This is a genomic window from Streptococcus sp. 20925_1_77 (assembly GCF_041432125.1).
Lineage (GTDB): Bacteria > Bacillota > Bacilli > Lactobacillales > Streptococcaceae > Streptococcus.
In genome coordinates this window covers 25,870-52,672 of record NZ_JAPVZB010000007.1, presented here as the reverse complement: position 1 = coordinate 52,672, position 26,803 = coordinate 25,870, and the positions used below count along the sequence as shown (strand labels likewise).

The 26,803-nt window shown below is 42.7% G+C and carries 27 protein-coding genes; all 27 read right to left on the bottom strand.

Annotated elements, in window-relative coordinates:
• Positions 1-14: 14 nt before the first annotated feature.
• Positions 15-1,112: a UDP-galactopyranose mutase gene (gene glf / locus O3626_RS05470; protein ID WP_371495730.1), complete on the bottom strand. Its 1,098-nt coding sequence runs from the start codon at positions 1,110-1,112 to the stop codon at positions 15-17.
• An 11-nt stretch (positions 1,113-1,123) separates the two neighbouring features.
• Entirely contained in the window at positions 1,124-2,536 is a 1,413-nt protein-coding gene (locus O3626_RS05465; protein ID WP_371495728.1) for a flippase, read from the bottom strand.
• A gap of 6 nt (positions 2,537-2,542) precedes the next feature.
• Entirely contained in the window at positions 2,543-3,568 is a 1,026-nt protein-coding gene (locus O3626_RS05460) for a zinc-binding dehydrogenase (RefSeq protein WP_031574407.1), read from the bottom strand.
• A 1-nt stretch (position 3,569) separates the two neighbouring features.
• Positions 3,570-4,277, bottom strand: coding sequence for a 2-C-methyl-D-erythritol 4-phosphate cytidylyltransferase (locus O3626_RS05455; protein ID WP_343086015.1), 708 nt, complete (start codon positions 4,275-4,277; stop codon positions 3,570-3,572).
• Between the two features lies 1 nt (position 4,278).
• Positions 4,279-5,424, bottom strand: a complete 1,146-nt coding sequence (locus O3626_RS05450; RefSeq protein WP_371495725.1) for a polymerase — start codon at positions 5,422-5,424, stop codon at positions 4,279-4,281.
• Positions 5,425-5,447: 23 nt separating this feature from the next.
• Positions 5,448-6,413 carry a glycosyltransferase family 2 protein gene (locus O3626_RS05445; protein ID WP_371495723.1) on the bottom strand — a complete coding sequence of 322 codons (966 nt, stop codon included), beginning with the start codon at positions 6,411-6,413 and terminating at the stop codon, positions 5,448-5,450.
• The gene (gene wecB, locus O3626_RS05440) at positions 6,413-7,507 is read right to left on the bottom strand and encodes a non-hydrolyzing UDP-N-acetylglucosamine 2-epimerase (protein ID WP_371495721.1); all 1,095 of its coding nucleotides are present in this window, start codon (positions 7,505-7,507) and stop codon (positions 6,413-6,415) included. The genes O3626_RS05445 and wecB overlap by 1 nt, the downstream gene beginning before the upstream one ends.
• Positions 7,504-8,589 (bottom strand): glycosyltransferase family 4 protein, encoded by a 1,086-nt coding sequence (locus O3626_RS05435; protein ID WP_371495719.1) that lies wholly within the window; start codon positions 8,587-8,589, stop codon positions 7,504-7,506. The genes wecB and O3626_RS05435 overlap by 4 nt, the downstream gene beginning before the upstream one ends.
• The gene (locus O3626_RS05430) at positions 8,564-9,289 is read right to left on the bottom strand and encodes a WecB/TagA/CpsF family glycosyltransferase (RefSeq protein WP_371495749.1); all 726 of its coding nucleotides are present in this window, start codon (positions 9,287-9,289) and stop codon (positions 8,564-8,566) included. The genes O3626_RS05435 and O3626_RS05430 overlap by 26 nt, the downstream gene beginning before the upstream one ends.
• 17 nt (positions 9,290-9,306) lie before the next feature.
• On the bottom strand, positions 9,307-10,092 hold the full coding sequence (locus O3626_RS05425) for a phosphorylcholine transferase LicD (RefSeq protein ID WP_023919863.1): 786 nt from the start codon (positions 10,090-10,092) through the stop codon (positions 9,307-9,309).
• Between the two features lie 3 nt (positions 10,093-10,095).
• Positions 10,096-11,472: a sugar transferase gene (locus O3626_RS05420; RefSeq protein WP_371495717.1), complete on the bottom strand. Its 1,377-nt coding sequence runs from the start codon at positions 11,470-11,472 to the stop codon at positions 10,096-10,098.
• Positions 11,473-11,491: 19 nt separating this feature from the next.
• On the bottom strand, positions 11,492-12,184 hold the full coding sequence (locus O3626_RS05415) for a tyrosine-protein kinase (protein ID WP_021154082.1): 693 nt from the start codon (positions 12,182-12,184) through the stop codon (positions 11,492-11,494).
• A gap of 12 nt (positions 12,185-12,196) precedes the next feature.
• Complete coding sequence (locus O3626_RS05410) at positions 12,197-12,892, bottom strand: Wzz/FepE/Etk N-terminal domain-containing protein (RefSeq protein WP_003009081.1); 696 nt, start codon at positions 12,890-12,892, stop codon at positions 12,197-12,199.
• Positions 12,893-12,936: 44 nt separating this feature from the next.
• A complete protein-coding gene (cps4B, locus tag O3626_RS05405; protein WP_371495714.1) occupies positions 12,937-13,668 on the bottom strand; it encodes a capsular polysaccharide biosynthesis protein Cps4B in 732 nt (243 codons plus the stop codon).
• Complete coding sequence (locus tag O3626_RS05400) at positions 13,665-15,134, bottom strand: LCP family protein (RefSeq protein ID WP_371495712.1); 1,470 nt, start codon at positions 15,132-15,134, stop codon at positions 13,665-13,667. The genes cps4B and O3626_RS05400 overlap by 4 nt, the downstream gene beginning before the upstream one ends.
• A 188-nt stretch (positions 15,135-15,322) precedes the next feature.
• Positions 15,323-15,928 (bottom strand): anaerobic ribonucleoside-triphosphate reductase activating protein, encoded by a 606-nt coding sequence (gene nrdG, locus O3626_RS05395; protein ID WP_023919875.1) that lies wholly within the window; start codon positions 15,926-15,928, stop codon positions 15,323-15,325.
• 4 nt (positions 15,929-15,932) lie between these two features.
• Positions 15,933-16,433 (bottom strand): GNAT family N-acetyltransferase, encoded by a 501-nt coding sequence (locus tag O3626_RS05390; protein ID WP_023919877.1) that lies wholly within the window; start codon positions 16,431-16,433, stop codon positions 15,933-15,935.
• Positions 16,434-16,753: 320 nt separating this feature from the next.
• Positions 16,754-16,894 (bottom strand): hypothetical protein, encoded by a 141-nt coding sequence (locus tag O3626_RS05385; RefSeq protein ID WP_003002079.1) that lies wholly within the window; start codon positions 16,892-16,894, stop codon positions 16,754-16,756.
• Between the two features lie 11 nt (positions 16,895-16,905).
• The gene (gene nrdD / locus O3626_RS05380; RefSeq protein ID WP_201087993.1) at positions 16,906-19,116 is read right to left on the bottom strand and encodes an anaerobic ribonucleoside-triphosphate reductase; all 2,211 of its coding nucleotides are present in this window, start codon (positions 19,114-19,116) and stop codon (positions 16,906-16,908) included.
• A 122-nt stretch (positions 19,117-19,238) separates the two neighbouring features.
• The gene (locus tag O3626_RS05375) at positions 19,239-21,095 is read right to left on the bottom strand and encodes an MFS transporter (protein WP_371495709.1); all 1,857 of its coding nucleotides are present in this window, start codon (positions 21,093-21,095) and stop codon (positions 19,239-19,241) included.
• A 171-nt stretch (positions 21,096-21,266) separates the two neighbouring features.
• Positions 21,267-22,802 (bottom strand): cardiolipin synthase, encoded by a 1,536-nt coding sequence (gene cls, locus O3626_RS05370; protein ID WP_371495707.1) that lies wholly within the window; start codon positions 22,800-22,802, stop codon positions 21,267-21,269.
• A 276-nt stretch (positions 22,803-23,078) separates the two neighbouring features.
• Positions 23,079-23,489 carry an SP_0198 family lipoprotein gene (locus tag O3626_RS05365; protein ID WP_024055234.1) on the bottom strand — a complete coding sequence of 137 codons (411 nt, stop codon included), beginning with the start codon at positions 23,487-23,489 and terminating at the stop codon, positions 23,079-23,081.
• Between the two features lie 76 nt (positions 23,490-23,565).
• The gene (locus O3626_RS05360; RefSeq protein WP_371495705.1) at positions 23,566-24,798 is read right to left on the bottom strand and encodes a folylpolyglutamate synthase/dihydrofolate synthase family protein; all 1,233 of its coding nucleotides are present in this window, start codon (positions 24,796-24,798) and stop codon (positions 23,566-23,568) included.
• Between the two features lie 207 nt (positions 24,799-25,005).
• On the bottom strand, positions 25,006-25,311 hold the full coding sequence (locus tag O3626_RS05355) for a DUF1292 domain-containing protein (protein ID WP_003001941.1): 306 nt from the start codon (positions 25,309-25,311) through the stop codon (positions 25,006-25,008).
• A gap of 22 nt (positions 25,312-25,333) precedes the next feature.
• Positions 25,334-25,753 carry a Holliday junction resolvase RuvX gene (gene ruvX / locus O3626_RS05350; protein WP_023919889.1) on the bottom strand — a complete coding sequence of 140 codons (420 nt, stop codon included), beginning with the start codon at positions 25,751-25,753 and terminating at the stop codon, positions 25,334-25,336.
• Positions 25,753-26,019 carry an IreB family regulatory phosphoprotein gene (locus tag O3626_RS05345; RefSeq protein WP_003002070.1) on the bottom strand — a complete coding sequence of 89 codons (267 nt, stop codon included), beginning with the start codon at positions 26,017-26,019 and terminating at the stop codon, positions 25,753-25,755. The genes ruvX and O3626_RS05345 overlap by 1 nt, the downstream gene beginning before the upstream one ends.
• A gap of 124 nt (positions 26,020-26,143) precedes the next feature.
• Positions 26,144-26,740 carry an SP0191 family lipoprotein gene (locus tag O3626_RS05340; RefSeq protein ID WP_031576799.1) on the bottom strand — a complete coding sequence of 199 codons (597 nt, stop codon included), beginning with the start codon at positions 26,738-26,740 and terminating at the stop codon, positions 26,144-26,146.
• Positions 26,741-26,803 lie beyond the last annotated feature (63 nt).

Genomic DNA, 26,803 nt, shown 5'->3' with positions numbered 1-26,803 from the left:
GATTATGGTTTCTTTCAATCAAACTCATTTGCTACGACTTCTAGAGCACGCTCAATAACCACGTGCATGTCGTAGTATTTATAGTCTGCCAAACGTCCACAGAAGATAACCTTATCATTTTTAGCTGCTTCTTCTTGGTACTTGGCAAACATAGCGTTGTTCTTTTCATCATTGATTGGGTAGTATGGTTCATCTCCACGTTTCCAGTCAGCTGGGTATTCGCGGGTGATAACTGTCTTGGGTTGTGTACCATACTCAAAGTGCTTATGCTCAATGATACGAGTATAAGGAATCTCACGCTCTGTGTAGTTGACGACCGCATTCCCTTGATGGTTTTCCTCATCCAAAACTTCATGTTCGAAGCGCAGGCTACGATATTCCAACTCCCCATGTTTGTAGTCAAAGTACTGGTCAATCATTCCTGTAAAGACAACTTTATCAGCTGAAGCTTCTAGCTCTTCACGATTGGCAAAGAAGTCAACCCCAAGCTCTACTTCTACATCACCCAGCATGTTTTCAATGATGACGTTGTAGCCACCGATTGGAATCCCTTGGTAACGGTCATTAAAGTAGTTATTATCAAAGGTCAGACGAACCGGAAGACGTTTTATGATAAAGGGTGGAAGGTCTGTGGCAGAACGTCCCCATTGTTTTTCTGTATAGCCCTTAATCAACTTTTCGTAGATATCTGGGCCGATCAACTTGATGGCTTGTTCTTCCAAGTTCTTCGGTTCAACATCTTTCATGTCAGCTGTCTGCTCGGCAATCTTGTCCTTGACTTCTTGAGGAGTCTTGGTTCCCCACATAGCATAAAAAGTATTCATGTTGAAGGGAAGATTGTACAGACTGCCCTTGTAGTTAGCTACTGGTGAGTTGATATAGTTGTTGAATTCAGCGAACTGGTTGACATAGTCCCACACTTTTTTGTTGGAGGTATGGAAAATGTGGGCACCGTACTTATGGACGTTGATGCCTTCAACCTCCTCGCAGTAGATATTTCCACCGATGTGATCTCGCTTGTCAATCACTTTTACTTTTTTACCACGTTTTGTAGCTTCATGTGCGAAAATGGCTCCAGACAAACCAGCACCAACAATCAGATAATCGAACATAGTAGACTCCATTATTTCTTAAATATTTGTTTTAATTCTTTCACATCTACCACTCTCAGAGATAGGATAGCAATCAGATAAATGATCCCACCAAGCACCGCATACACGAGTACGTTCAGCGTAGGGGTGAAATGTAGGAATGGTTTTACAAGTAGCAAGAGGCCATACATCAGAGCAGATGCAAAAATAATTTTTGTCATAGACCCGATAATTGGAACTTCCTTGAGGTAATGACGGGTATAGTACAGTTGAATCAGCCATACCAAGGATTCTGTTAAGACGGATACAATGGCTGCACCGATAAAACCAAAATGAGGTAAGAAGAGCACATTCAACCCGACACTGACGATAGCAGGAATCGTAGTTGACAGCATAAATTCTTTGTTCTTATCATGTGGGATGAGAATTTGAATCCCCATGATATTGGTCCATCCGATGAAGAACATGCGGAAGATCATGATAGCGATGGCATAGCGAGCATCTTGGAAATCCTTCCCTAAGAAGAATCGAACAAAGTCATCGTTGACGATCAGCATACCCGCAATGATTGGGAAGATGACCAAATTATAGATCAAAAAGGACATTTGGTGCATCTTATTGACAGCCTTGTGATCTCCTGAAGCCAAGAGACTCGATACGCGCGGAAGCATGACACTTCCTAAAGACGTCACAAGGGTCAGCAAAATATTAACCAATTTCAAGGCCTGGTCATAAATCCCTACATCCTTTGTAGAGGCGAGAGCCCCCAGCATAGTCCGATCCAAGGTAACATAGAGGGAAATAGCAATCTGCGGTAAAAAGAGCAGAATGACCGGTTTTAAATGTACCCGTGCATAGGCCATATCAAAATGGGCTTTCCCAATGAACTCCCGAGCAGGTAGCCACATACTGAGCTGACCTAAGAGCTCAAAGATAGTGAGCAAGAATACATAGAGATACAGATCATTGGCAGATTTGACAAACAAGAAGATGGAGATGACTCCAACCAGTTTGACCGTTATATTTCGAACGGTAATCTTACGAAAATCCTCTAATCCCTGAAAGAGCCAGGAGATATCGAGTCCCTTTGAAACCAAACTGAGCCCCAAGATATAGGCCACAGGGTTTTGCATAGAAGGAAGCGCCACGCACAGCAAGACATAGAGTAGGATGGACACAAAGGTCGCACCTAACTGGAGGGTATAAATCCCCCAGAAATTCTTTTGGATGTCTTTGCGGTGTCCTGAGATCTCCTTGGTTCCATAGTTAGCCACTCCCAAGGTCGCTAAAAGGATAAAATAGGTGACGATGGAGTTGAAATAACCATAGGTTCCTAAGTCATTCGAGCTAAAGACCCGCGTCACATACGGAGTGGTAATAATCGGCAAAATAATCACCAGCAACTGGTAGGAGAGATTATAGGCGTAATTTTTTAACACTTTCATGACTGTCTACAATCCCCACTTGAAGACCGTTTTAAACGGTGTGATCAAATCCGTCGCAAAAGCTCGATGAATATCTGGAATGGTTTGAACTTCTCCATCAACGTGGATAATGTTTTTCAAACGACTTTGGACCCGACGATTAGCCAGCATCTCTACAGCCCGCTCAAAATCCTCACGACCTGAGCGAGAAGACCCTACAAAAGTCAAGCCCTTTTCAAGAACATCTCTTGTATTGACCGCGACCCGGTTATCACTAACCCCCATCAACATCACGGTTCCTTGAGGCTTGATATGATCGATAATGTCATTGATGGCCGGTTCACTTCCTTGGCCACCAGTACACTCAAAGGCGTGATCAAACCGTTGATCATCTGTCAACTCGCTGGTTAAAATGGCCTGATGAATGAAATTAAACAATTGTAGTTTATCACTGTTGCGCCCTACGACTGTAATTTTCAAATCTGGATAAAGATAGTGCAAAGAAGTCGCAACCACATATGAAAGACTCCCATCTCCTAAAATCAAAACGGACTCTCTTCGTTGGTGGGCAATGAGGTCAAAGCGATGAATGGCATGCATGGCAACACTACTAAATTCCGCCAGGGCTGTCACAGGGCCCCGAACTTCCTCTGGGTAAGCCACTACACGATCCAGCGGTAAGGCAACGACTTCCTGCATAAAGCCATTAAAGCCACTAGATAAGAAGTGCGTCCCCTCCAAATAATTTTCAAAGAAGACACCCTCTGTTTGATGAGGAGGTTGATTGGGAACCATGGCCACAATCTGTCCTGGTTGATAGGTTCCCGTAGGATCCGCTACCACGATACCAGACGACTCATGGATCAGGGCCATGGGTAATTTCTTTTTAAGCACCTTAGGATCCCGTTTTCCTTGATAGTAACGTTGGTCCGCATGACAAATAGCCATGTAATAAGGGCGTATTAACACCTTGTCTCCACGGCTCATGTCTTCTTCTTGGTATTTGATGGTAATATTTTTCGGCTGGGTCAGCTGAAAGATTTGGTTCAACATATTAATTGTCCTCAATCATACCGCGTGCAATTTTCAAATCTGTAATCGTCGTAATTTTAATATTGGAATATTCCCCTTTTGCAAGGGCAACTTTTTTGCCATTAATGACAAAGATCTTGCAGGCATCTGTCAAGACTTCTTTTTGCTGGTCACTTAAATCATGATACAAGGCAAGAAAGTCTTTCATTTTGAAGGTTTGAGGGGTTTGACCCTGATAGAGGTATTGGCGTTCAGGGATATCCGTGATAAAGGTATTGTCCAAGCTTTGAACAATGGTATCGGTCGCTTCGACCACTGTATCTACAACATCATGGCTCTTGGCCAATTCAATGTTTTCTTGGATGGTTTTTAGGCTGACAAAGGGACGAACCGAATCATGGGTGACGATAATATCCTCTTCTGTCAAAGGCTGCAGCTCATCGATAGCCAGGATGATGTTTTCGATGGTAGAGTTGCGGTCACTTCCTCCCTCTACAACCAAGATCCGGTCCTTATAAGAAGACAAGTACTTGTCGACCAGATCTTCCGTATAGGTCACCCAGTCCGGATGAATCCCCAATACAATCTTTTGAATCTCATGGACCAATAAGAACTTCTCAACCGTGTGGATTAAAATAGGACGTCCACCCAAATCCAAAAATTGTTTGGGCATATCCGTAATCCCCATCCGTGAGCCTGTTCCACCTGCTAAAATTCCTGCATAAATCATTTTAAACCTCCTGATACTTATACCTATCCGCACTCCAAGCAATCCCAATCAATAACAATAATGGGTTATACATTAATTCAAAAAATTGTGGATCAAACATTGAATGAATAATCAATACAACAAACACAAGTGTTTCAACTGTGTTGAAATATCCTCTCTTAATTAAGCGATAATAACTGAACCAAATAACGATTAATAGTATTACTCCATAGTGCAATAAGATATTTACAAAAGAGGAATCAACATATAAGTAGTTATCAAAAACTGATGTCGCTCTCTGTTGAAGTTCCCAATCAATTCTTTGTCCAAATAGATGCACACCATATAAGGACATCGCTTTATTTCCTAAACTTAGTCGCCCGGTTAAGGCAATGTTTAATGTTTGAAGAAATCTGCTATTTGCATTATAAAAATAAGTCAAAAGAATCGGGATAACCATTCCTGCTGTTAGGACAATGTGACCAGTTCTATTCAGTATTTTTTGATCAATCACCTTATTTTTAAATAAGTAAACCAATACCAATGCTACAATCGAAAGATAAAAAGCCGATTTTGTATCTGTGTTGACGTAAAAATAATAGTTCACCAATCCAAGAAGGAGTGTTTCAAAAAATGTAATTCTATTTCTTCGCAAATACAGATAAACTAGAGTGAAATGAAATAAATAATTCGCTCCAAGACTAACATATTGGTACCCCTGGCTTAAACGAAGCCTACCACCCAATTGAATTCGTAAAGTATTCTCTATAAATCCTACTTTTAATCCCATAAAAACAAAAAGCATAAATATAAAAATTGAACTTGACCAGAGAATCAATATTTTTCTAAAGCTCACATTTTGAATGGAAATAATTAACAAAATAGTCGAAATGATGGTTAGTCCGTCAAATAATTTATGGGTTGTAACACCAATTGCCAGTGCCAAACAAATCATCAAAAGAAAGAAAAATAAAAATCTACTTTTGGTTTTTTCTAATACTAGTTTGACAAAAAGTATAAGGATACAAGCCACCATAGCAACTATCCGATATCTATATATGTTAGGGTACTTATTGACCAAATTTGTTTGAGCTATGAAATTAAAGAGCAACCAAATAAAGAAAGCTAAAAAATACAACAACTCTGATAATTTAATTTTTATTTTCATTTGTTTACCTAGGTATACCTAAACTATCCTATCTTTTTCCTAACAATATCATATAATCTTGGAGAACATAAAAATAGCACATATTTTAGCTTGTTTTTTGTTGTAATATGTTTATCCAGCACTATCGTTCCAAAATAATGACTATAATCTCGACGAATTTTTTTGATTTCTTTGTACATATGAGAACCTAACATAGCATGAACCACATGAAATCCATTAAAGACATAGCGGGTATTGAGCGCTTTTTTCATTTCCGGATCATCAGGATAGTCTCTCTCGACATAGGCTCTGTTCCATTCCATGGCCTTGTAGAAATCCAAGAGCCGATCGCTATACTTCGAATTGACTGTACTACCCGCTCTTCGATAGTATTTATAAAGATTAAGATTGCTTACAGCAATCTCCTTACAAGCTGCAATATGCTCATAGGCAATGGCCAAATCTTCATAAATCATTCCTTCTGGATAGGGATGTTGGAGTAAGATCTCTTTCTTGTAGAGTTTTCCTCCTGAATGAGTTCCAACGTGGTGACCATAGAACATTTCTTTGAGGGCTGTATGACGATCTAATTTCCTTGAACTTTTTTCATTTAGATCTCCTGAAAAATCTTTGTCCTCATGATTTCTGACTTCAATGACCGGGGTCGATACAAGGTCAACATTATACTGGTCTTTCAATCCCATTAAATATTCAACAGTTCTACGATCATAATAATCATCTGAATCTAGAAACATGATCCAATCAGCTGTTGCCACTCTTACACCGTTTTTTCGAGCATAAGATATTCCCCCATTTTGAAGATGGAGCACTCGAATACGGTCATCTTCCTGAGCATACTGGTCACAAATTTCTCCTGATCGATCAGTCGATCCATCATCGACCAGGATGATTTCGATATTTGAATAGGTCTGTTGTCTAAGACTACCGACGCTATACTGTAAATACTCCTCGACATTATAGACCGGTATGACAATCGAAACCTTTTCCATTATGCTAATCCCTTCATGATAATTTCTACAATCTGTTGACAAGCCGTTCCATCCCCATAAGGATTACTTGCCTGACTCATCTTCTCGTATTCATCTTGGTCTTCCAAAAGGAGCTTGAAGTTGCGATAGATGTTTTCTTCTTCTGTTCCGACCAATTTCAAAGTCCCTGCAGCCACACCTTCTGGACGCTCTGTCGTATCACGCATGACAAGGACGGGTTTTCCTAAAGAAGGCGCTTCTTCTTGGACGCCACCTGAGTCTGTCAAGATCATATAGCTTTGGTTCATGAAATTATGAAAATCAATCACTTCCAAGGGCTCAATGATTTTCATTCGCTCATTCTCTCCAAAAATCTTGCTAGCCAATTCTCTGACTTTTGGATTTTTGTGAATAGGATAGACCACCTTGACATCTTCAAACTCTTCTAAAATCCGGTTGACCGCACGGAACATGTGCTCCATAGGTTCTCCAAGATTTTCGCGACGATGGGCCGTCAACATGATGAGCTTGCTTCCTTTCGCCCATTCCAATATAGGGTGGTCGTAGTCTTCTTGGACTGTAGTTTTTAAGGCATCAATAACGGTATTTCCCGTAACGAAAATATTTGTCCGTCCTTCTTTTTGAAGATTCTCTTTTGAAACCTGGGTTGGAGCAAAATTGTAATCTGCCACTATGGAAGTAGCTTGACGGTTAAACTCTTCAGGATATGGGCTTTGAAGATTGTAAGTCCGAAGCCCTGCCTCCACATGCCCCACTTTGATGCCCATATAAAAGGCCGCCAAAGCTGTTGCAAAGGTGGTTGTGGTATCTCCATGGACGAGGACAATATCAGGTTTTTCCTCTTCTAATACCGGTTGGATTTTTTTCAAGATAGAGGTCGTAATAGTAAACAAGGTTTGATTGGCCTTCATAATGCCAAGATTATAGTCTGGAACAACACGAAAAACGTCTAACACTTGGTCCAGCATTTCCTTGTGCTGCCCTGTTACACAGACTACAGTTTCAATGGTATCGTGTTGTTTGAGTTCATTGACCAAAGGACACATTTTAATGGCTTCTGGACGCGTCCCAAACACTAACATTACTTTTTTCATTTTGAACCCTTCCTCATCGATTGGTAAAAGTTCCGATAGTTGTCTAAAAAGATCGGATAGCTAAACTTGTTATCATAATCTCTTTTTGCTCGAGCAGCTAAAGAGGCTCTTTTCTCAGGATCCTCTGCCAATTGTTTAATTGCTTGAGCTAAGGCCTGCGGATCCTCAGCTGGGACGAGGATCCCATTGCCAGAATTCACCACTTCGTTCACACCTGGAATATCTGTTGCAATCATCGTTTTGCCGTTCATAAAGGCCTCGATTGCGACCAATCCAAATCCTTCAAAGATCGATGGAAGAACACAAAAGTCAAAGCTATTGATACACTCTACCACGTCACTACGGTAGCCCAAAAAATGAATTCTTTCTTCCAGATTCAACTCTTTTGTTTGATTTATCAAATCATTTTTCAATTCTCCGTCACCGATAAGAAACAAGGATACACTTGGATTTGTCACAAGTGACATGGCTTGGATCAGATAGGGTAACCCTTTTTGTTCGGACAGGCGAGCGATACAGCCTATTTTGATACCGTCACACTGAGTAATTTCATTTACTGTATGCTCACTTTGTTTCATTTTCACTCCATTATAAATCACAACAGAGTTTTTTGACCCTACATCATTAAGGATATTTTCCTGGACAGCTTGACTGACAGCAACCGTTCGAGCCTTTCCTAGGGCGAATTTATAAAGTGGTAATTTATCCTTGAAAACATTATGGGCTGTATAGACATGGATCAATTTTGGATGGCGCATCTGCAGCAAACGAATATAGAAAGCAGCCATCCGGTGATGGGTGTGAACAAGTGTGATCTCATTTTCTTTGATGATCTTGGAAAGACTAGCAAGAATCTTAAGCACAGTAGCTGGCTGTTTGCTATCGACATCTAGAATCCGATGGTGTTGAATCCCATTCTCTGCTAGTTTTTCTTCCCACAATCCACCAGTAGACGCAACATGAACCTGGTCAAATTCTTCCTTGAGGTCTGTCGCCAACTGATAGACAATGCGTTCTGCCCCACCGATATCCATGGTCCGCGAAATGTGCAGAATATTATTTTTTTGCTTTCCGTTTTTCATGTACTACTCTCTTAATAAAAGTGGCATTTCCGACAAAATAGCGCTTAAAGAGCCGTTTTGGTTCATTGGCCACACGGAACAACCATTCCAGATTGGCCTTTTGCATCCACATAGGTGCCCGCTTGATATGACCTGAGAGGACATCAAAGCTTCCTCCCACACCCATAAAGACAGAATTGACTCCATTGTCCATAAACTTCTGGATCAAGTACTCTTTTTTAGGAGAGGTAATGCCGACAAAGACAAAATCTGGATTCTTCTCACGAATATCCTCTTGAATAGCCTCCTCCTCTTCAGCAGAGAAATAGCCATTGCGATGGCCCACTACTCGGAGATTTGGATAATCCTTTTTAAAGATGGCCAACATATCGGTCAAGACTTCCTCTTTTGCCCCGAAGAAGTAGACAGAGTAGCCTTTTTCATTGGCCAAATGGAGCAATTCCTGCATCAAATCAATGCCTGCCACGCGCTCTGGTACAGAATAGCCCAAATAGCGCGCCGCGAGCACAACAGAAGCACCGTCTGCATTGATGATTTCAGACTCATTGACTATCTTCTTGATGGCCTCATCTGTCGCACATTGATTGAGCTTATCTGCGTTGACCCCCATCAAATGGAGCGGTTTTTTATCTCGGACAAATTCTTCTGTAGCAGCAACGGTTTCTGCCATTGTTAAAGGGTCAATTCTGACCCCCATCATTGTAAAACTTTTCAAGCTTATTCTCCCCAAGTGGATTCAAAGTGACCTTTTTGCTCTGATTCTTCTGGCAACTTCATATAATCGCCATAGATCTTTGTCAGATAAGCATCCGGATCAGCATGACCACTGATTTTAATAGTTTCAAAATCAAGGAGTTGTGGCTCCCCAAATACCTCTTTGTAGGCCAATTCTCTCTCGCGATAGGATCCTAAGACATTTCCCACGAGATCACTTGTCTCAAAGTCATATTTTTTAATCGTATTTTGTAACTTTTGATTGATTTTTTCAGTATTTAGTAATTTGTCTAGGTGAAGGATCTTAGAAACCTTCACAATTGAATTTTCAAAGAAACCTCGGTCGCGATTGTGCAATCGATTGATGACAGATATTTTGGAAAGGGCACGGTAATACTTAATTTTATTAGTGTGCAAGAAATAGTGGAACCCATCTGATGGGTATCCATCTAAAGGAAACACATCGATAAAAGGACTACACACAACCCCACCAAATTCAATTTGAAGCGAGGTATCCATGATAGATGTATTGCCTAAATTATCATCATGGATTCTCAAGATGACATTGCTTGGTAATTCATTTTGGCAAATTTCCAGAAATTTTTCATAGTCTTTCCTAGGCATGCCCAAATCCATATCGTCATCCCAAGGGATAAAGCCCTTGTGACGAATGGCTCCCAACAAAGTGCCCCCTAAAGCATAGTATCGAAGATTGTGTTTTGTGCAAATCTCAATATACTTTTCTAATAAGGATAGTTCTCCTAATTGAATCTGTCTAACTTTACTCACAGCCTACTTCGCTCCTTCTTTTCTAAGTACAACCTTCACGGTCTTGAGCAGGATCTGAATATCTCTCCAGATCGTCCAACCATCCATATATGCAACGTCGAGCTTGACTACCTCGTCAAAATCTGTAATCTCACTGCGTCCGCTCACTTGCCAAAGGCCGGTAATCCCTGGCTTGAAACTGAGTCGGCGTTTTTGGGCTGGCGTGTAGTCTTGGTATTCGTCTACCGTTGGAGGACGAGTTCCGACTAGACTCATATCACCGATCAGAACATTGTAAAATTGTGGCAATTCATCAAGACTGGTCTTACGGATAAAGCGTCCGATTGGTGTTACCCTTGGATCGTTTTCCATTTTAAACATCCCACCTGTCATGGTGTTTTGCGCCATCAGATCTTTTTTAATCTCTTCAGCATCCACGCGCATGGAGCGGAATTTATAGAAGTTGAAATACCGTCCGTTCTTTCCGACCCGCTTCTGTACAAAGAAGGCAGGTCCGCCATCTTTGCGGATTAAAGGGACCAAAACGATACTCACTAGTCCACAAATCAAGAGTCCAAAGAGAGCTCCTACAATGTCCAAGAGACGTTTAGCAAAGACGTGGCTTGGTTTATAGAAATTGGTTGAGAAAGTGACGACACTTAGTCCCCCGACTTCTCGAACCCGTTTATTGCCCAAGGAAGCGAAGTTAAAGGCATTAAGATTGACCGATACATCGATCCCCATACTCTCAAACTCCGAGACGAAGTCACTAATATTGTAGTCCTCACTTGGCAGATTGATAAACACTTCATCTACCACTTCCTTGGTCACAAAGTTCATCATTTGATCTGGCTGCACCACCCGTACACCCGAATGGGTGAAATCCGTATCGTCCATGACAGTGACACCGATCAATTCCCCATGATAAAGGCTAGGCGAATGCAGAATATCAAATACCTTTTCCATCCGACTGGTCGCTGTGATCAAGAAAATCTTTCGCGAACTTTTCCGCCGTGGCGAAACAGACTTCCGGTATCTCTTGAGCAAGAGATCCATGATGTAGACGGAAAACGTATTGAAAAGAAAGAAGTAGATCATCCCCCGACGAGAAATGGAAAAGACCCCGTCGAGCATAAAAGAGGTAAAGGTGATCCCAACAGCGAAAAATACATTGTATTTCAAGACCTGAAAGAGCTCATCTAGATAGCCTCTGCTGTAAAAACGATAGGCAATATTGCTAATGTAGAAGGCTACAAAATGCAAGAGATAGAGAATGGCAATTGTCTGCGATGTGTATTCTGCATCCTTAAAAAGACTCACAATGTAAGCTGAAAATAGGACAGCCAAACTTTGAAAGAGAACAATATTTAGTTTTTCCAGTTCAATTCTTTCTTCTCCCATTTTCCCTCGATCCTATTCTTTACTTTTTCCCGTACTCTCCGTAAGATCCATATCCACCGTATGAACCATACTCAGCAGCTTTAATGTTAAATTTATTGAGCACCACTCCTAAGAAAGGTGTGCCTGTTTGTTCTAATTGGTCCTTGGCCTTTTGGACAGCCTTGCGTCCATTGGCACCAGATTCTGTGATCAAGACAGTTCCATCACAGCGTTGGGCGATAATGGCCGCATCGATCACGACCCCGATTGGAGGCGTATCGACAATGATGTAGTCAAAATGCTCACGCAGAGCATCCATCATCACAGTGAAGTTCTTGCTTTGCAAGAGACCTGTTGGGTTTGGCGCGACCTGTCCAGACTCAATGATATCCAAGTTTGGAAAATCAGTCGCATACAAGATTTGGTCCAATTGGCTACGACCAGATAAGAAGTCAGTCAAGCCTTGGATCTTATCCCGACTACGGAAAATCCCTGTCATGACAGAGTTCCGGATATCACAGTCGACCAAGAGGGTCTTGTAACCCGCACGCGCAAAGGCAACGGCCAAGTTGGTTGAAGTGGTTGATTTCCCTTCATTTTCTTGAACAGATGAGATAGCGATGACTTTTAAGTCCACCCCACTCAATTGGATATTCGTCGCTAGGGCATTAAAGTACTCTTCTGCCTTCCGAATTTCTTGTAATTTATTTTTTGAAATTTCTAACGTATTCATGCGATCCCCAGTCTACAGTTTCTTAATATCTGGCACAATACCAAGTAAGGTTAAGCCCATCAACTCTTCGATATCTTCTGGTCTCTTGACACGATCGTCCAAGACTTCTACTACGACCATGAGCACCACCATGAGGCCTGCTCCAGCAATAAAGCCAAGAAGGACATTGCGTCGGATATTTGGTGAAGAAGGTGATTGAGGCACTTCTGCTTCATCCAAGGTCGTAACATCTGACACCTTGGTCACAGCAATGATCTTTTCAGCTGCTACATTTCGAAGGCCATTGGCAATACGAGCCGCTTCTTTTGGATCTCCATCCTTAGCCGTGATCGAAAGGATACGAGTATCTGTCGGAACGGACACACTGATCTTTTTCGACAATTCAGCAGGTGTCATATCGAGTTTCAATTCTTCGATGGCTTGGCTCAAGACATTCTGAGAAAGAATGATCTCACGGTAGTCCTTAACCAAGTAAGAACCCGCCTGCAAATCAGAGTTTGTCAAGGCATTGTTGTCTTGGTTTTGACGACTGACCACGTAGATCCGGCTAGTACTTTGGTATTCTTTCTTGGCTAAAAAGGCACTGTAGCCAAATGCTGCAATGGCAAAGACAAGAGCGACCAAAACGATCGAAAACTTGCGTTTCCATAGGGTCTTCAGCATAGCGAAAACATCAATTTCCACTGCTTGATTTTCTTGATTGTTCATTTCCTAATTACTCCTTCATGTGGATCTCTCCACCTGTTTCCTGGTTAGATTAATTCATCCGCTAACAAGAGTTCTTGATTGCTGACAAAGAGAGCTTGTGCTCGTTGTTCTCCGTATTCTTCCTTGATCAAGCGATAGGCTTCTGCCATATAAGGCGGCCGTTTATCCACATTGTGCATATCGCTTGCCACAAAGTGGACCAAGTCTTTTTCTAAGAAGTACCGAGCTCGTTTTTTGAGTTGTTTTTGTTCATCCCCAAAGAGGCGAGGCTTGAGAACACTGGAACTATTGATCTGCATGTAGCAGCCCATGTCAATCATCTCTTGCACGCGCTCCTCATTTTTCTCCAAGCACTTGTAGCGCTCAATATGGGCCACCACCGGTGTCACACCTAGATGGAGCAAACGGTCCAAGGCCGTATGAATGTCCTTGTAAGGCGTTCCCATACTGAATTCAATCAGCGCAAAGCGCGTATCTGCCAAACGTGGAATGATCTTTTCTTCCAGTTTTTTCAAGACATCATTGGTAAAGTAGATCTCTGCCCCGTAATGAATCGTTAAATCTGGCGCGACCTCTGCCGCAATTTTTTTCACTTCTTGAAAATTTTCAGAAATCTTTTCTTCGGGAGTTTCAAACATTCCCTTGCGGCGATGAGAAGTGGAGATAATGGTCCGCACCCCTTGGCGATAGCTTTCTTCCAATAAGGCACGCGTATCTTCTCTTGTCTTTGGTCCATCATCCACATCAAAGACGATGTGCGAGTGGATATCAATCATTTTTCTTTTCCTTCCATTACTTTTTGAATGGTTTCCTTAGCCTTGGTCAAGCTCGCTTGATCCAACTCCATGACATAGAGGTTGTAACCAGGCATAGCATAAGACGGCAAGTCATTTCGTCCTTGACCAGTAATCGCTTGAGAAGTCACCTCATAAGAACCACCCGATTCTAACTGGGTATTGATCAAGTTCATCATAGTTGGCAACTGCATATTGGTTTGGACAGAATCTTGGAGGTTTCCGATAATCTCATTGTAGTTGCTTAAGACCTTAGTTGAGGTCAACTTTTTGATAATGGCCGCAATGACTTTTTCTTGGTTTTTCCCACGGTCATTGTCGCCACCTTGGAGTGAGTAGCGTTCGCGAACAAAACCGAGGGCTTGCTCTGAATTCAAATGAACCTTTCCAACTGGGAAATGGAACTTGCCATGCAGGCTCGTGAATTCTTGGTCATTTTCCACATCGATTCCCCCTAGAAGGTCAATCAACTTGAGGAAGGACGTGAAATTGAGACGAACATAATAGTTGAGCTTGATATCATAGAGATTTTCAAGGGTATGGATCGAAGCATCCACTCCGTAGATCCCCGCATGAGTCAACTTATCATTTTGGTTGTTACCACCATCTGCAATCGGTACATAGGCATCCCGTGGAGTCGTTGTCAATAGGACTTGCTTGGTCTTCCGATTGACGGTCATGATGATATTGACATCTGAACGAGAAACCGAGGTTACCGGACCATAGGTATCGATCCCGCTGACATAGATGTTAAAGACATCCGCATTGGCAGACACCTTGCTCGTCGCTGCCACTTCTTTTCGGATCTTGTAGGAATAGATTTTCTTCAACTTCTTGGCATAGTCCGCATCTTCTGCGGCAATGGTATCCTCAAAGGTACTGTTGAGGACCATAGCAGAAGCATTCCCTTCTTGCAGGCTCTTATAGGCATCTAGATAAGTCGGTGCATCCACTACAGAAATTTCCTGACCCTTGGTCTTTTTGATGTTGTCCAAGAGGGCAGTAAGATTAGCTTCGTTATTGTTGCCCTTTGGTGCTACCACTTCCTTGATTTCTTTGATATCTTTGATGTCACTGTCTTTCTTGACATAGACAGCCATCTCAAACTCTGTATAGTTAGAGTGGCCGTTGACATTACTGGTCAGATTCAGCAGCTGTTGACTAGCAAACAAAACTCCTGAACTAGCTAATAAGCCGACAAGAAGCAGGACCAAAGTTGTCTTTTTGGCCTGATTTTTGATCACAAACCAAGCTGATAAGAGCAAGAGAAGAGCTAGTAGTGCAATCACGAGAACATTGACATAACGAAAAGCCAAGATGTTATTGGCCAACATGGTATAGGTCGCCCAACTTGCAGTCATAAGCAAAAAAATAAGCAATACGGAATTAATGATTCGCAATTGCCCCCACTTATGTTCTGAACGACGACTCCGTCTCCTTTGTGACATAAATACCTCCAATTAGTCCTAATCATGTTTATTGTAACATATTTTTAGCAAAAAATGCATTAATTATCACTTTTTTGTCCATTATGGACATTTGAAAAGTAAGCGTTTTCTGAAACAGGCGAAACCCCTTGTATACTTATGCAGAGAATCCAAAAAAACCGGGTAAAAAACCCGGTTTTTTGAAGATCCTACAAAAGATCATCTCGTTTGACCTGCTCAAAACTTTCTTTGCCGTCATTGAGCTTATCCCAGATGACGACTTTTCCTTCTTTGAGGGATTTTTGAACATCAATGATCCGCTGGTTAGAAGAGCCACGGAACTGCAACATGAGGTTGCGTTTACTCTTATCATAGCGGCCATCGACCAGAATATCAATCAGTGAGAGAAGCTCTAGCTTGTCTGGTGTCTCTAGCATCATTTCTTCCCAGGTATAGCCGGTCCAAGACCAAATATCTTTGTCGGGCAACTCTTTTCTCACGCGCTTGACCAAGGGCAGAAGGATGCCGGTATTAAGAAAGGGTTCCCCCCCAAGTAGGGTCAAACCTTGAACATAAGGCTGGGCAAGATCTGCCATAATCTGTTCTTCCAACTCTTTGGTGTAGGGGATACCCGCCTTGAAAGACCAGGTCGCTACATTGTAACAGCCCTCACAGTGAAACATGCAGCCAGCCACATAAAGGGAGTTGCGGACTCCTTCGCCATCGACAAAGTTAAAAGCCTTATAGTCAATGATGCGCCCTTGACTCAGTTCCTCACTCTTCCATTCGCCTGGTTTAGGTGTATTCCATGTCATCCTTCTACTCCACTTCTATCCAATAACGCTCCGTTCCATTTCGAACATCTTCAAATTGACCGCCATTAGCTAAGATAACCGCTCGACTGGCCGGATTTTCCGTGCTACAAGTTACCAGAGCACGATGGATGTTCTTTTCTTTAGCCACTTGCAGACCTTGATGGAGAGCTTCCTTGGCATAACCTTTTCCCCTTTCAGAAGGACGGATGGAGTAGCCGATATGACCAGCATAATTCAGCAATCCCTCGTTTAGTCTCAGCCGTAGATTCAAAAAACCTAAAGCATGACCTGATTCATCAAACAATACGAACTGAATTGATGGAACGCGATTTTCAGGCAAGTTTATTCCCATTTCTTTATTAAGGTTAGTTTCTAGCCACTCCTCATAATCAAAGTTCTCAGCATCCCAAAAGCCGCCGTCGTGGGCCGACTGGGTCTCTTCGAACTCTGCCATCATGTTTAGAATGGTTTCTTTATCTGCTAAAGTTGGTCTACGTAATTCCATCTTTACCTCCCCCCCATACGAGAAAAGCGAGAGCGGACTCTCACTTTACAACATAAACAATCATTTTTAATAAAATGAGTTAATAAATACTGAATCAATAAGATGACGCTTATTTATTAAACTTTTTCAAGAATCTACTGAGACTTTCCGCCGTGGGAAAAATGCCTGAAACCAACAAGTTTCAGGCATCCGGAATTATTGAGACCCTAGGCTCAATAATTAGTCATGGAACTTCGTAGAAGTTCGCTGACGTCCGTACCCCACCCAAGGAAGTCTCAAAAGAGAATTCCATCTTCAATATGAAGCGAGAATTCTCACCTTTATTTTTTCTTGTTCTTATTTAAAAATTGTTCTCTCAGGCTGGCTACTCGGTCTTTTTTATTGATTCCACCCTTTGAATGCTTTTCGTGGAATCGTTGAACCTGAGCCTTGCCCTTATCATCTAATTGGTATTTTCCCATAATGTCCTTTTCTAATCTGTCACTTGGTGTCCAGCTGATTTGATCGTGGATCCATTCATGTGTTTGACACGTGCAGCGATTTCCTTATGACGGCCATTGACCATGGGACGAGCTTGCGGGTTTCCTAGATAACCACAGGTCCGTTTGACCACATCAACCGTTTTCGGATCGCTATTGCCACAGTTTGGACAAGCAAATCCGCGCTCAGTCGGCGTGAAATCTCCTTCAAAATCACACTTGTAACAACGGTCAATCGGCGTATTGGTTCCGAGATAACCAACCCGGTCATAAGCATAATCCCAAACTGCCTCAAGGGCTTTTGGATTTTGTTGGAGCACAGGGTATTCACAATAGTGGATAAAGCCACCAGAAGCTCCAGCTTCAGGATAAACTTTTTCAAAATCCAACTTCTCAAATGGCGTTGGGTTCTTACGAACATCGTAGTGGAAACTATTGGTGTAGTATTCCTTATCTGTGATATCTGGAACCTGACCAAATTTCTCCGTATCCAGGCGACAGAAGCGGTCTGTCAAGCTTTCTGACGGTGTCGAATAGATGGAGAAGTGGTAATCATACTGGTCAGACCATTCTTCCACGCGCGCTTTCATATCCTTGATGATATCGATCGTGAATTGTTTGGCTTCTGGATTGTGTTCCCAATTTGGACCATAAAAGACGGTTGCGACTTCATAAAGTCCGATATAGCCAAGAGAAACGGTCGCTCTGCGATGACGGAAGAGCTGATCTACCTGATCATATTTACCCAAGCGTTTCCCGAAAGCCCCATATTGGTAGAGGATCGGCGCATTGGCTGGTGTCGCTTCTTTGGTGCGTTCCACGCGGTAAACCAAGGCATCTTCAGCGATGTTCATCCGTTCATTAAAGATTTGCCAGAACTTCTCCTTGTCTCCGCCCGATTCCAAGGCAATCCGAGGTAAATTGACGGTCACGACCCCAAGATTCATCCGGCCAGAATTAACTTCCACACCATTCTCGTCCTTCCAACCTTGAAGGAAAGAGCGACATCCCATCGGCACCTTGAAGGAGCCTGTCAACTCGACAATCTTGTCATAAGACAAAACGTCTGGGTACATGCGCTTCGTCGCACATTCCAAGGCCAATTGCTTGATATCATAGTTGGGCGTTCCAGGTTCTAGGTTGAGCCCCCGCTTGAGGGTAAAGATCAGTTTTGGAAAGATGGCTGTCCGATGTTCCGATCCAAGTCCCTTGATTCTGATTTCCAAAATCGCCTTTTGGATTTCCCGTTCGAAGCGATTGGTTCCAAGACCAAAGCCAAGCGAAGTAAAGGGAGTTTGCCCGTTCGAAGTAAAGAGGGTATTGATCTCATATTCCAGCGATTGCATGGCATCATAGATATCTTTTTGAGTCTTGCTCCAAGCATAGTCCTCTTGCTTTTCAGGAAGCACCCACTCTTTGGCATCTGCCAAGTGTTTTTGGTAGTTCTTTTCTGCATAAGGGGCCAGGACCTCATCGATCCGGTCAGCCGAGCAACCCCCGTACTGACTAGAAGCTACATTGGCAATAATCTGCGAGATTTGAGCCGTTGCAGTTTGGATGGACTTAGGACTTTCGACTTCTGCATTCCCAATTTTAAAGCCATTTCTGAGCATGCCTTCAAAATCGATCAAACAGCAGTTGGTCATCGGTGTATAAGGGCTATAGTCCAAATCATGGTAGTGGATATCCCCTTTTTGGTGGGCATTGGCTACGTGTTTAGGCAACATTTTAAGACCAATAGACTTACCAACGATCCCTGCCGTCAAATCCCGTTGCGTATTAAAGACATCGCTGTCCTTATTGGCATTTTCATTGACAACCGCTTGGTCCTTGTTGAGGAGTTTTCCAATCGTAAAGTTGATATCCGTCGCTTTTGAGCGCTCAAAATCCCGTTGAGTCCGATAAGTAATGTAGCTCTCAGCAATCGCATATTCATTGGCTTGAAGCAATTCATGTTCGACAACATTTTGGATCTCATAAATCTTCACGCCATTTGGAAAACGTTCCAAAATCTCTGCGATTACACGATCGACAATGGCTTCTAGTTTGGCTTCCATCACTGGAGTGAGAGAAGTCACTTCTTCTGTCGCCTTCAACAAGGCTTTATAAATTTTTTCAACATCGAATGGAACACGACGGCCATCTCGTTTTTCAACAAAAATATCCGGGGCCATTCTCAGTTTTTCTTCTCTCAAGGTGATCATACCAAACATGCCTCTCTTCATTTATTTACATACAAGTTGTATTATACCACTCCAAAAATAAAAATCAATATCTTGTGGAAAATTTTATAAAAAACTTTCTAAAGCACAAGATATTGATTTTCTTAAGAGCGTTGATAGAGTTTGAAATGACGGTATTTCTTCTCAACGAGACGATAATTTTCTTTGAGCAAGTCCTTCATTTTGGAGGTCAATTCTACCTGATTATTGACCACAATATACTTGGGTTTAGACCGATCGATTTGTTGGGTTACATTTGTCCGATTTTCATTAATTCCCAGATAAGACGTCGGAGTTAGTAGAGCAGAAGCTGCCAAACGATCACTTTCTTGATAGAGAGTAGCTGTCGTATCCCAAGCATAAATGGTATCTTTCGACTTGGTGTGATGTTTAATGTAGCTGGCAATAGCGCTCCGTTCACTGGATTGACCAGACTGAAGCACGACATCTTGAACCACTGGATTCGCCAAGAGATAGACGAGGGCTACTAGCGGTAAGAAAACTTGGCTCGTAAAGTAAGCGGCCCAAACTTCCTTGTTTTTCTTCTTCCGACCACGACGTTCGATCCCATCGTTTTCTTCCCCATCTCGTGAGAACCAGATCGCAAACAAAGGAAGAACAAATGGCAACATTGGCAACAATTGGTAAGCGCCTTGTTCCGGAAGACCAATCGACACGATGAGGACTACCAGGCTACCTGCCCATCCCATAAAGCGGAAGATCCGGCGAGCACTGCTATTTTGCTTCGTAAAGGACATCAAAAAGGCAGAGACTAAGCCAAAAGCAAGCGCTAACAGTCCATAATAAATGGCATTACTGAAGGTCTGTCCATTAGTAAAATTCAAGGCATTAAAGACATAGGTTACTTGGTTAATGGCATAGCCAAAAGTCTGATTCAAAACGGTGATATAGCCAATTGGGTAAAAGACGAGTGAAAAACCAAGGAGAGCTGCCAGCAGTTGATAAAAGCCACGCGCCCATCTCTTCTGCTTGATATTAAAAGCTGTTAATCCAAGGAAAGCCAACAAATAAAACAGGGCACTGGTCATCGGATCAATCAGGAAAGCCACAGCTGCAATCGCACCATAAAGGATAAAGCCTTCATCCTTACGATGCCCAATCAAATAAGCCAAAATGAAATTCATGCTAGCAAATAGGATTGGAAGGCTAAAGAGAGTCACATAAGTCCCTCCAAAACCAAGGCCTAGCACCAAGAAATAAAAGAGTAACTGGACATTCTTCGCTGTATCTTTATCAGACACCAGCAAGCGCACAACCCGATAGAGGTAAGTCCCCGCAAAGAAGAGAGCAATCGCTTGGAGAATCATCAAGATCCAATGTCCACCAGCCAAGCTTCCCAACCAGTTGATCGCATAATAGAGCAGACCATTGGTTCCGTAAAAATCACCAAACGGTACTTGACCCTTGGTCATTGCCCAGCCAGCATACAAGTTTTGCGATTGTTGATTGGTTGCAAAACGGGTTAAAAATGGCACCCCGACATGCAGCAAACTAATCAAGAGACTCAACACAAAAGGAATCGCTAGGGGGACTGGACGCTTGGATTGACGACGGATCGGCTCAACTGCCACATCCGCTTCTAGCTCTTCCGTATCCTCTTCTACCTTAGATGCTTCCACTTTTGCCGCTTCAACTCCCGCCTTACGGGAACGACGACTCATCCGACTGAGCGGTTGCTCCGCTTCCTGTTCTGGTTCTTGCTTAGGCTCTGTTACTGGTTCTAGCTCTGTTTCCACTGCTGGCTCCACATCACTCATTTCCTCTGATGCCTCCATTGCAACCGGCTCCTCCAAGACTTCTGCCTGCTGGCTATGAGTCGGCTCTTCTTCACGAAAGACTGATTTATCTAGCACTTCGCGAATTTCACGTGTATCCTGAAAACTATCTCCCACGTGAAGCCCTAGCTTTTTCGAAGTCATTTCTTGCTCTTTTTCGCTCATTCTTTTTCCTTTTCTTCGCTATTCCTCTGCTCTTTCCTTTTAGAAAAAAGCCCATTATCTTCTCTAGTATACCAAATTCTGCCGACCATGTCAGCCTCTTGCCACATAGTCCTATGGAAAAAGAGTCAGATCTCTCAGCTTCTGACTCTTTCTTCTGTATTCTCACACCTATTACAACATCGGTGCGAACAATTGCATAATTTCCTTGATTAAGCTTTGGTGCCATGTAAAGCGGAAGGTATCCTCTGTAATTTCTTGAGACACTTCAAAGATATGGTCAAAGTCCTCACGAATCTTTTTCAAGGCAGGCGTCCGATACATCCAGACGGCATTTTCATAGTGATGGACCAAACTGCGGTAGTCAAAGTTAATCGACCCTACAACCGCCATTTCGTCATCTGCCAGGACTTGCTTGCTATGGACAAAACCAGGTGTATACTCATAAATCTTTACTCCTGCATCCATCAGATCCAAGTAAGCCCCACGAGTGACGATTTGGATCAATTTTTTATCTGGAATATGCGGGGTCACGATCCGAACATCTACCCCTCGAAGGGCTGCATTGCGGATATCCTCTGTCAAATCATAATCGATGATCAAGTAAGGAGTCGTGATATAGACGTAATCCGTCGCTTGGTTGATCATATTTTGATAAACCGTCTTTCCAACCTGCGACTTGTAAATCGGCTTTGGTCCACTCCCATAGGGAATGTAGAGCCCTTCACCTTCGACTGCCTTGTTTTCAATATGGTAGCGGTCAAAATCCTCGATTTCTCCACGGTTGATGTACCAGTTCATGAGGAAGAGTCGCGTCAAGGCCTTAACAGCTCGTCCATCCAAACGGATGGCACTATCCTTCCAGTGACCAAACCGCTCAATATGGTTGATGTACTCGTCTGCCAAATTGACACCACCCGTATAGCCGATCTGCCCATCAATGACCAGAATCTTACGGTGGTCTCGGTTGTTATAAGCCACTGTTATACGGGGGATCACCTTGTTAAATTTATGGGCATCAATTCCCATCTTTCGCAATCGTTTGGTATAGTTCCCAGCCAAGGTTGCCATACAGCCGATATCGTCATAAAGGAGTTTGACTTCGACCCCCTCTTTCACTTTCTGCTCTAAAATCTCTAGGATACTGTTCCACATCAAGCCCTCATCAATGATGTAAAACTCGATGAAGATAAATTTTTTCGCCGCTCTCAGATCCTCTAGTAGTTGCTCATACATCTCCTCCCCTAGAGGGTAAAAGGTTGATGCCGTCCCATTGTAGAGATCCGCATTGTGATCCATGGATAAAATCGACTTGACCAAGCCATAAACCGCCTTGCTTTCTTGCTTGAGCTCCTTACGCAACTGATGACTATTGTCCTCTCGAAACTTCATGGACTCCATATTTTTCAGCTGGATCATTTCCTTTTTGGACAAACGTCGCTCTCCAAACATGAGGTATAAAAGCGATCCAAAGACAGGAATGACGGCAATCAAGAGCCAGGTCACCTTATTTTCAGGCGGGGTATTTCGATTAACAATAGCTAAGATTGTCGACACATATAAGAGCCCAATGACTGCAACAGATAGCCAATGAGGGAACCATCTATTGAGCCAGAAGAAGGCCGCAAAGGATGCCCATAGTTCAAAGCCCATAAACAAAATACTAAATCCATATTTGGACATTAATAGACGTAATTTTCTAAAGGTCACAGCATCCTCCTTTTTTCTTTCTACTAGTATACCAATTCTTTTTACCCGTTGCAACGACCAACCAAGCCCCTTCTAGACAAACAAAAAGAGAGTGGGACAAAAGTCCTAGCCTCTCAATTATTTTTGGATTGTCGAGCAAGACGCAATGGTTGAGTGGGCTCTACTACGCTGATTTCGTCAGCTTTTACAGCCCTACTCAACTTTGCGGAGGTAGGACGACGAAATCGAATTCTAACGAATTACCGATTTCTGTCCCACTCTCTCTTGTTTCATCCCTTATTGCTTAGTCAAAACGATAATCCCTTGATCATCCTCTGCTTGCTCTAAATCTTCTAGCGACAACTGATCCCCTTCGATTCGATAGCGATAAGGCTCATCCCCGATACGCATGGATTGATTGACCGGATCAATGCTGACCTCTTTGGTCTCTTCTTCTCCATCAGCATCTTGCACCGTAAACGTGCCTTTTTGACCCGTCACAACTAAGAGGATCGTATTTTCCTCGTCCTGTCCTCGATAGCTTCCATCTATGGACACCCCCTGCTCTGATTTTTCACTGGTCGAAGCCACTGTCTCAGATGAATGTGAGCTAGCGCTACTTGAGGCTTTTGGCGTTTGTTCTTGCTGGCTACAAGCAGTCAGGAAAAGGGCTACTGCCAAGGTCAGTATAGACATGATTTTTTTCATTAAGATCGGCTCCTTTCGCCATAACCGTATACTATCTACCACCAGTATACGCCAAGAAAGTCTTTAGGTCAATTGTTTACCCCTCTAATAAAAATGCCCTTACTTCCGCAATAAAATACAAGGATCCTGTGACAAATAAGACTTCATCTGGGGAACTCTGATCCATAAATTCTTTGATATAGGCCTTGTAGTCCGCTACATAGGGCAGGTCTTGTCGGTCGCCTTGTGCCACCACTTCACCGTAATGAAAGGTCGTCAAAATCAATTCAGCTTCCGGCAATCCCGCTTGAAGCGTTTGGAGCATCCCGCTATAATCTTTTCGCTTGAGGGCTCCAAATAAAATCTTCACGCGCTTTCCTGCTAAGCTATTGGCAAACTCGATCAAGCGCAACATAGCATGAGGATTATGAGCGCCATCCAGATACACCTGGTCACCAAACAACTCTAGACGTCCCGGCCACCGCGTCTCTTGTAAGGCCAGCTTGACCTGATCCATATCCACTTCTTGATCTTGGCCTTCCATATAGAGGAAAAAGGCTTCTAGAGCTACTGCAGCATTTTCCCGTTGGTAATCACCCTTCAAACCCAGAGACGGCAAGACAAGTTCCACACGTTCATTCCAAAAACGGTCCTGCTCTAACCCAAAATCTTTCTGGAAGGCGTGGAGAGCCACAGCCAATTGCTCCGCTTTTTCTTGACAAACAGCTATAGCATCATCCGACAAGGGACCCACAACAGCTGTCTTGCCCTTCTTAAAGATTCCTGCCTTTTGCTGGGCGATTTCCGCAATCGTCCCTCCCAGTGTTTCCTGGTGATCCAGGCCAACCGAAGTGATCACTGCGATCTCTCCCGTCACTACATTGGTCGTATCTAGAAGCCCTCCGATACCAACTTCCAGCAAGACCACATCCACAGCTTGTTCCTTAAAATACAAGAGAGCCATGAGGCAGATAATCTCAAAATAAGAGAGTTGGTCCTGGGTTTGAAGCAAGGTCTGCTCCATTTGTTGGACTTCTTGGCCAATCCGAGTAAAAGCTTCATCTGAAATCGGCTGATCCCCAATACAAATCCGATCATGGATACTGATCATATGAGGAGAAGTAAAGGTCCCAACCTTCTTTCCGTGAGCCATCAATAATTGACGCAGAAAGGCGATTGTGGATCCCTTCCCATTGGTTCCTGTCACATGAAGAATCGGATAAGCCTTATCTGGCCTCCCTAAAAGGCTCACTGCCTGCTCCATACGATCCAGGCCCGATCGAAAATTCAGACCGATCCGACTATTCATCCATTGCTCAATCTTATTCACATCTTCCTCCTAAAAGAAAAAAGCGACAAAACCTCTTCTGACGTTTGCGCTCCTTTCTTTTGTAGTTATTTCTTTCTCATTTTTACAGCAAGTCCATCGGACTTACTGCTTTTTCTTATTTCTTAAAGCAGGGCTAAAAACATCCACCGGATGTTTCAACTCTTTCTAGTTTCTAGGAGTTGAGGTGATACAGTCTCCCAGACTGTATCACTCCTCCATAAAGCTGTTGAAGACTTCTTCGATCATATCCCATTCTGCATCTGAGTCTTCTGGGATTGGTTGAAGGTCGCCTTCTGTTCCGTCTTCGTTTTCTGTAAATGAATAAGCTTGGATTTCAACTTCGCCGTTTTCATCTTCTTCTGCATTTGCAGGGATCAAAAGGACATAGTTTTTCCCAAATTCTTCTTTGCCATCAATGGTCAAAAGAATTTCAAACAAGGTTTCATTTCCTTGTTCATCCACCAATGTGATTAATTCACGTTCTTCATGGTCGTGGTTATGATCATGTGCCATACTATTCTTCCTCGTTTTCTTTCTAAAAATTGCGATCTAAATAATTTTGTAAAATAAGCTGCGCCGCTAACTTATCAATAACTTTTTTGCGTTTGCTACGGCTAATATCTGCTTGCTCAATCAACATCCGCTCTGCAGCAACTGTCGTCAACCGTTCATCTTGGTAGTCGACTGGCAACCCAAACTTTTCAGCAATCATTGCGCCATAAGCCTGACTAGCTTCCACACGCGGTCCGCTGGTGTTGTTCATGTTTTTCGGCAAGCCCACAACAAAACGGTCTACCTTGTATTGAGCCACTAATTCGGCCAAGCGCTCCAAACCGAATTCTTTTTTGTCTTCATCGATTTGGATGATTTCAAGACCCTGAGCTGTAAAACCGAGAGGATCACTCACAGCAACCCCGACGGTCTTTGAGCCAACATCCAATCCCATAATTCTCATTAGAGGTCTATTCCTTGCCCTTTCAAATAATAACGTACCAATTCTTCCACGATCTCATCTCGTTCATATTTACGAATTTGGTTCCGTGCATTATTATAACGAGGTACATAGGCAGGATCACCACTGAGTACGTATCCTACGATTTGATTAATTGGATTGTAGCCTTTTTCATCCAGTGACAAGTAAACATCTTTCAAGGTCTCGCTAATTTCCTTACGATTTGAATCATCAAGATTAAAACGTACTGTTTCATCTGTAAATCCCACAAGAACACCCTCTTTCCTTAGAATATTACTATTATACCATAATTAAGAGTTTTCCACAACGGCCAAGCCCTTGATTTTACGGCTTTTTCAAGCATTTTTGAGCTATTTTAGCTAAACTGTTTTTTTATTTTTGCTCACTCGCTCCAGCATTGATAAGATTATCCGCAAATTGACTCGGTGTCAGCTTCAACAACTCTGGTAAGTGATTGTTTTTGAAGTAGGTCATGCCTTCAGCCTTCTTCACATCCATTGCTTCAAAATCATAGGTGATGGTTACCTTGTATTCATTCTCATTTTCCAAGGTCAAATCAGCTGTGAAACCTGGCACTGTCAAAGCTTCCTTAAATGCATCGTCCTTGTTAAAGGATTCTCTCAATTGCTTTTGTGCTTCCTCGACTCCAACCTGTTGGATCCCTTTTTTCAACTCCTCATCGGTTGCCGTCACATTGATGGTCTCCAACTTTTTAAAGGTATTCCCCACATAGGTGACGATTTGCGTCTGTTGTGTCCCCTTGTCATCTTTTGGAAAGACAAAGGTTCTAGTGATGACTTTATTTTCTTCAGCTTTTTGCAGGATACTCTTATTATCCTTTTGCAGTTGCTCTGCTTTTGCTTGGATTGCCTTTTGTTCACTTGAATTTGGCGTTTTCGCTTGTTTTTTTTGACCGCATCCAGTCAAACACAAGGCAAGTGCACCCAATAAGAAGATTTTCCTTTTCATTTTCCATTCCTTACTAGTTATTGTTTTCTAAAATATTGTATCATAGATTTCGTAAAATGGCGC